This window comes from Actinomadura sp. 7K534, from assembly GCF_004348575.1.
Taxonomy (GTDB): domain Bacteria; phylum Actinomycetota; class Actinomycetes; order Streptosporangiales; family Streptosporangiaceae; genus Spirillospora; species Spirillospora livida.
Map to the genome: position 1 here is coordinate 1 of NZ_SMKB01000331.1, position 6,487 is coordinate 6,487.

The 6,487-nt window shown below is 71.4% G+C and carries 7 protein-coding genes; 6 read left to right on the forward strand and 1 reads right to left on the reverse strand.

Going from position 1 to position 6,487, the window contains the following annotated elements:
- The 5 genes from E1266_RS34515 to E1266_RS34540 form a co-directional block, all read left to right on the forward strand.
- Positions 1-1,026 (forward strand): neutral zinc metallopeptidase (locus E1266_RS34515; protein ID WP_347876770.1); only part of this gene is annotated, 1,026 nt, incomplete at its 5' end.
- A gap of 108 nt (positions 1,027-1,134) precedes the next feature.
- Positions 1,135-1,656 carry a helix-turn-helix transcriptional regulator gene (locus E1266_RS34520; protein ID WP_279436372.1) on the forward strand — a complete coding sequence of 174 codons (522 nt, stop codon included), beginning with the start codon at positions 1,135-1,137 and terminating at the stop codon, positions 1,654-1,656.
- Positions 1,653-2,138 (forward strand): hypothetical protein, encoded by a 486-nt coding sequence (locus E1266_RS34530; RefSeq protein WP_132054352.1) that lies wholly within the window; start codon positions 1,653-1,655, stop codon positions 2,136-2,138. Before E1266_RS34520 ends, E1266_RS34530 begins: the two co-directional genes overlap by 4 nt.
- 196 nt (positions 2,139-2,334) lie before the next feature.
- On the forward strand, positions 2,335-2,694 hold the full coding sequence (locus E1266_RS34535) for a DUF2516 family protein (protein ID WP_132054354.1): 360 nt from the start codon (positions 2,335-2,337) through the stop codon (positions 2,692-2,694).
- 16 nt (positions 2,695-2,710) lie between these two features.
- Positions 2,711-3,442 carry an alanyl-tRNA editing protein gene (locus tag E1266_RS34540; RefSeq protein WP_132054356.1) on the forward strand — a complete coding sequence of 244 codons (732 nt, stop codon included), beginning with the start codon at positions 2,711-2,713 and terminating at the stop codon, positions 3,440-3,442.
- A gap of 2 nt (positions 3,443-3,444) precedes the next feature.
- Here the strand turns inward: E1266_RS34540 and E1266_RS34545 are convergent, their stop codons facing one another.
- Positions 3,445-4,089, reverse strand: coding sequence for a TetR family transcriptional regulator (locus E1266_RS34545; protein WP_132054358.1), 645 nt, complete (start codon positions 4,087-4,089; stop codon positions 3,445-3,447).
- A 72-nt stretch (positions 4,090-4,161) separates the two neighbouring features.
- Between E1266_RS34545 and E1266_RS34550 the strand changes: the two genes are divergently transcribed.
- Positions 4,162-6,487, forward strand: a 2,326-nt coding sequence (locus E1266_RS34550) for an MMPL family transporter (RefSeq protein ID WP_132054360.1), incomplete at its 3' end; no start/stop codon positions are given.

Genomic DNA, 6,487 nt, shown 5'->3' on the forward strand with positions numbered 1-6,487 from the left:
CCCCAGGGGCGGCCCCCGGCGCCCCCGTACGGCCGGCCCGTGCCCGGTCCGCCGGGCTACGGTCCGCCGGGATACGGCCCGCCTCCCTACGGGCCGCCGGGCCGCCCGCCCTATCCGCAGCAGTACCGGTACGTCCCGATGCGCCCGCCCCCGCGCCGCAGCGCGGGCGGGACGATCGCCGGCATCCTCGGCGCCCTCACGTCGGTGGCCGTCATCGCGATCCTCGGGGCGACGTTCCTCGTCGGGCAGGGCGGCGCCACCGCCAACCGGCCCCCGATCTCCTCCGGGGGCGGCGGCGGAGGCGGGTCCGCCCGCGAACAGGCCGTCGGCAGCAGGCTCTACGAGACCGGCGCGCTGGCGCCGGTGAACTGCCGGGTGCCGGGCATCCAGCCGAGCAGCGCGTCGATGCGCCAGTTCATGAACGTGCTGAGCGACTGCCTCGACAACTCGTGGTCCCAGCAGTTCCGCAAGGCGGGGATCCGGTTCGACGAGCCCGACCGCGTGTTCTGGGACCAGCCCGGACGCAGCCCCTGCGGCACGTACCCGGCCCCGGGCGCGTCCGCGTTCTACTGCCCGGCCAACGACACGATGTACGTGGGCGTCCGGCACGTCGTGGAGACCTCGGGCGGTGAGCCGCTCTCCAACTGGGCGGTGTTCGCGCGGGTCATCGCGCACGAGTACGGCCACCACGTCCAGAACCGGGCCGGGATCCTGCTCTACGGGAACCGGCTGATGGACACCGGCGACATCGATCGGCGCAACGAGGCGAGCCGCCGCATCGAGCTGCAGGCGCAGTGCTTCGCGGGCGCGTTCCTCGGCACCGAGCGGGTCACGCTCCCGATGACGCAGGACCAGTTCAACGCCATGATCAGGGACGTGCGCGGCCGCGGCGACGAGCGGCTGCCGCCCGAGAAGCGCGACCACGGCTCGGGACGCCACTACGCGGGCTGGGTCGTCACCGGTTACGAGGGGCGGCGGCTGGCCGTCTGCAACACCTGGACGGTGCCGTCTTCCAAGGTCAGCTGAGCTTTTCCCCCATTTCCCCCACCTTGCGCGGCGGCATGTGAGCGGACTCACCGCCGAGTGCTAGCTAGACTGCTTGCAATTGCAAGCACCATGACGCAGGGTGGAGACATGGCAAGTTCGAAGGTCGGCTCCATCGGGGAGTACATCCGGGAGCAGCGGACGCGGGCGAAGATCTCGCTGCGTCAGCTCGCCGACGTGTCCGGGATATCCAACCCGTACCTGAGCCAGATCGAGCGCGGGCTGCGCAAGCCGAGCGCCGAGATCCTGCAGCAGATCGCCAAGGGGCTGCGCATCTCGGCCGAGGCGCTCTACGTGCAGGCCGGGATCCTCGAAGACCGCGAGACCGACACCGACGTCCAGGCGGCGGTCCGGGACGACCTGCTCCTCACCGAACGGCAGAAGCAGGTCCTGCTCGACATCTACGCCTCGTTCCTCAAGGAGAACGAGGCGGCGGGCATCTTCCCGGGCGGAGACGCCGAGCCCGAGGCAGGCGGCGACGCGGCCGAGAGCGATGCGGCCGCACGGGCCGCCGCGCGCGGCCGCGCCGGGCGAGTGCCGGACGAACCGGATGTCCCCGAACGAGCCATGCCAGAGCACACCGAACAGGATGGAAAGGAAGAGGTCGGATGACGCTGGCCAGCAATTTCCGCGAGAGCAAGGCCGTGTACGCCGTGGCCGGCGCCGGTGACTTCGCGGTGGAGAAGATCCGCGAGGTCCCGGAGCACGTGACCAAGTACCAGGGCCGTGCCCGCGAGACCGCGACGAAGTACCAGGGCGAGGTCCGCGAGACGGTCGACCGCTACCGGGACCAGGTGCGCGGCACCGTCGAGCGCTACCGCGGCGAGGTCTCCCGCTACCAGGAGCGCGTCGACGCCAAGGACCTGCCCGGCGCGGCCGTCGCCTACGCGACGCACTTCGGCACCCGGGCGGCCGAGTTCATCGACGAGCTCGCCGAGCGCGGCAAGAAGGTCGTGAACCGCGAGGCCGTCGAGGTGGCCGAGCTGACCGAGGCGAAGCCGGCCGCGGGCGCGAAGGCCCGCACCTCCCAGGCGCGCAAGCCCGCGCAGGGGAGGACGCAGGCCCGCTCCACCACGAAGAAGAACGGCGCCTGAGCGCGCCTCGATCCGCGGGGCCCGGCCGGGAACACCCGGCCGGGCTCCTTCGTCTTCTCCCACAGGCGGCTCCGTTTTCGCCGGTGGAGGCGGGGCACCGGTCAACGCTGGACGGCGCGCATAGGGTTGGGGTAGTCAGACCCCGTGTGCGCGGCGTGGAGCCGCCGTCCGAAACGAGCAGGAGCGCTGATCGCCGATGTCGGGCTTCAATGTCCTGGACTACTTCTTCTGGCTGCTGCTGATCATCGCGTTCGTGATGGAGGCGTGGGCGCTGATCGACTCGCTGTCCGTCCCGGAGGGCGCGTACTCCGCCGCGGGCAAGTGGCGCAAGAAGATGTGGATGATCGTGCTGATCGTCGCGACGGTCGTGGGCGGCGCCCACGCCATCGCGCCCGGGGCGCTCGGCATCAGCCCGATCGGCCTGCTGATCGGCATCCTCCCGGTCGCCGCGTTCATCGCCGCCGCGATCTACCTCGCCGACGTCCGCCCGGCGGTCGCGCCCTACAAGAAGAAGAACGGCCGCGGTGACCGATCGGGCCCCTACGGCCCCTGGTGATCCCTAGGGTGAGCGCATGAGCGAGGTTCATGGGCGAACGACCCGGCTGGAACTGGACGACCAGGCACTGCGCGAATGGGAGGCCGTCGTCCTCGACGCGGGCCCCGAGGGGATCGTCCTCGACAGGTCGGCGTTCTATCCCGGCGGCGGGGGCCAGCCGCCGGACCACGGGGTCCTGCTGTGGCAGGGCGTGCAGACCCGCGTCGCCGGGGTGCGCAAGGGCGACGACCTGGAGCTGATCCCGGTGGAGGGCGACCCCGTCCCCCCGGTCGGCACCGTCGTGCGGGGCGCCGTCGAGGACGGTCGCCGCACCGCGCTGATGCGCACCCACTCCGGGCTGCACCTGCTGTGCGGGGTGGTCTTCCGCGACTACGGCTGCCTCGTCACGGGTGGAAATATGGAGCCGCTGACCGCGCGGATGGACTTCGATCTGCGCGAGGTCCCGCCCGGGTTCAAGCAGGCCGTCGAGGACGCGTGCAACGCCGAGGTCGAGGCCGACCGGCGCATCGACGTCAGGACGCTCCCGCGGGCCGAGGCGTTCGAGATCCCCGACATCATCCGGACGGCGACGAACCTGGTGCCGCCCGAGGTGCGGGACGTCCGCATCGTCGACATCGTCGGCCTGGACACGCAGGCGGACGGCGGCACCCACGTCGGCTCCACCAAGCAGATCGGCCGCATCCGGGTCGCGAAGGTCGAGAACAAGGGCCGCGGCTTCCGCCGCATCCGCCTCAAGATCGAGGACTAGCGCTAGAGCGACGGCCGGGTGAGGGCGTCGACCGAGGCGAGACCGCGCTCCACGATGTCGACGGCCCGGTCGAGGGCCCTGCGCATCGACAGCGGGTCGTAGCCCTCGCGGCGGCAGTGCGCGACGACCGCCTGCATCCCGCCGATCGCCATGCCGGACGCGGCCACGGCGTCGACCTCCGCGAGGTCGGGGCACAGGTCGCGCAGCAGGGCCTCGAGCTGCTCCTGGGTGTACAGCATCCGCTGCAGCGCCTGCGCCCGCAGGCCGGGCCGCTCCTGGATCAGGGCGATCTGCACGGCCCCGTACTCGCCGTGCTCGGCGACGAGCGCCTCCAGGACGTCGATGACGCTGCGCCGGATCGTCTCCATCGGCGTCTCGCCCGGCGTGCGGCGCAGCTGCTCGGACACCTCGGCGAGCCGGTCGTCGATCTCCGCGAAGACCACGTCCTCCTTGGACGGGAAGTAGCTGAAGAACGTGCGGGGCGACACGTCGGCCGCGGCGGCGATCTCCGCGATCGTGGTCTCCTCGTAGCCGCGCTCGGCGAACAGCCGCAGCGCGGCGGTCGCGATGGCCTGCCGGGTGCGCCGCTTCTTGCGCTCGCGCAGGCCCGCCGGCGCGGGATCGTGCTCGTCGGCCGTGCCCTGCATGTGACGGACATTACCACGACTGCAAAGTTGCATCGGTTGCAAAAGTGCATGCAATAGGTGTTCTCTGCGAGTATGGGGCGATTCGCGGAGCGCGGCACGGCGGGGCGGTCGGACGAATCCGGCAGGATCGCGCGGTTCCTGGGCGAACTCGGCCGGTTCTGCGTGCGGCGGCGGCGCGCGGTCTTCGAGCTGTGGGTCGTCGCGATCCTCGGTGCCGGCGTGCTCGGCATCATGCAGGGCGGCATGTTCGTCCAGCAGAGCTCGCTGCCCGGCACCGAGACCCAGCTCGCCCTCGACTCGCTCGCCGAGGACTTCCCGGCGATGACCGGGCCGACCTCGACCGTCGTCTTCCACGAGACGCCCCGGGCCGGCCCCGCGGACTGGCGCGTCGCCCTCGCCATCGGCGAGTCGATCGACAACATCTCCAAGCTCGACCGGGTCGCGTTCGTCGAGAACCCCTACGTCCAGGGGATGGGCGGGCTGAAGTCGGACGACGCGGTCGTCGTCCGGCTCAACTACGTCGGGACGATGAGCGACGTCAGCAAGGCCGACCTCGACGAACTGAACGAGGCCGTCGAGCCGGCGCGGATGGCCGGGGCGGACGTCAAGTTCGGCGGGATCGTCTCGATGCTCCTCACCCAGCCGGAGGGCGGCTGGCAGGAGGGCGCCGGGATGCTGCTGGCCATGATCGTGCTGCTGCTCGCGTTCGGATCGTACTTCGCGGCGGGCATCCCGATCCTGGTGTCGCTCTGCGCGCTGGCCGTCTCGTACTCGCTGATCCATTTCCTGGCGTCGATGTTCGAGCTGGCGCCGACCGCGCCGATGGCCGCCGCGATGCTGGGCATCGGCGCCGGGATCGACTACGCGCTGTTCGTCGTCACCCGCTACCGGCAGCAGCTCGCCGAGGGCGACGACGTCGAAACCGCGGTCGGGCGCGCGATGGCGCACGCGGGGCACGCCGTGGTCTTCGCCGGCGGCACCGTCGTGTTCGCGATCTGCGGGCTGTTCCTCTCCGGGATCGCGTTCGTCGGGCGGATCGGCATGGTGACGGCCCTTGCCGTCACCATGATGGTCGTCGCCGCGCTGACCCTGCTGCCCGCCATCCTGGGGTCGCTGGGGGAGCGCATCGACCGGTACAAGCTGCCGCGAACCCGGCCGGACCGCAGCTCGCAGCGGTGGATGACGTGGGGACGCCACGTGGACCGCAACGCCTGGCCCTACGCGATCGTCGCGACGCTCGTCCTGCTGGCCCTGTCGGTGCCGACGCTCAGCCTGCGGTTCGGGGTGATGGCCGACAGCATGGCGTCGCCCGAGATGGAGTCCCGGCAGGCGTACGACATCGTCGCGGAGGAGTTCGGCGCCGGGCATTTCAGCCCGTTCGTGGTCGTCGCGAAGGTGCAGGAGAAGGGGGAGCGGGAGAAGCCCGAAAGGGCGGTCCCCACGGTCGACGGGATGCAGGGGCTGGCGGGCCTGACGGGACCGGCCGCTCCGCAGGCGACCTCGTCCCCGTCCGCACCGGCCGCGGAGTCCCGCCCGAAGGGCGCCCCGGACCCGGACGAGAAGCCCGACGAGCGGGCGGTCCTCCTCGGGCAGGAGTTGCAGCGCGTCCTGTCCGAGGCGCCCGGTGTCGTGCTCGCCGGGGAGCCCGTGGTGACCGGGACGACCGCGATCGTGCGGGTCACCCCGCGGGACGCGCCGCACGCCGAGACGACCACCGACCTCGTCCACCGGCTGCGGAACGTGGAGCTGGCGCAGGTGCGGGCGGACAACCCCGGGGCGGACATCTACCTCGGCGGCGAGAACCCCGCGATCATCGACATCGCCGAGACCGTCGGGGACCGCATGCTGACCGTCGTCGTCGCGGTCGTGAGCGTCGCGCTGCTGCTCCTCGTCATCGCCTTCCGGTCGGTCATCGTCCCGATCAAGGCCGCGCTGATGAACCTGCTGTCGATCGGGGCGTCCTTCGGCGTCGTCACGGCGGTCTTCCAGTGGGGCTGGGGAGTCGAGCTGCTCGGCCTGGACCAGGCCATCCCGATCATGTCGTTCGTGCCGCTGTTCATGTTCGCCCTGGTCTTCGGGCTCTCCATGGACTACGAGGTGTTCCTGCTGTCCAGGATCAAGGAGGAGTACGACCGGACGGGCGACCCGCACGAGTCCGTCGCGATCGGCATCGGGGCCACCGCGCGGCTGATCAGCTGCGCCGCGCTCATCATGATCTTCGTGTTCGCCAGCTTCGTCCCGCAGCCCGACCCCACGATCAAGATGATGGCGCTCGGCCTCGCGGTCGCCGTCGCGGTGGACGCCACGATCGTCCGGCTCGTCCTCGTGCCCGCGCTGATGAGCCTGCTCGGCCACGCCAACTGGTGGTGGCCCGGCCGCGGCCGCCCCACCCCGCCAC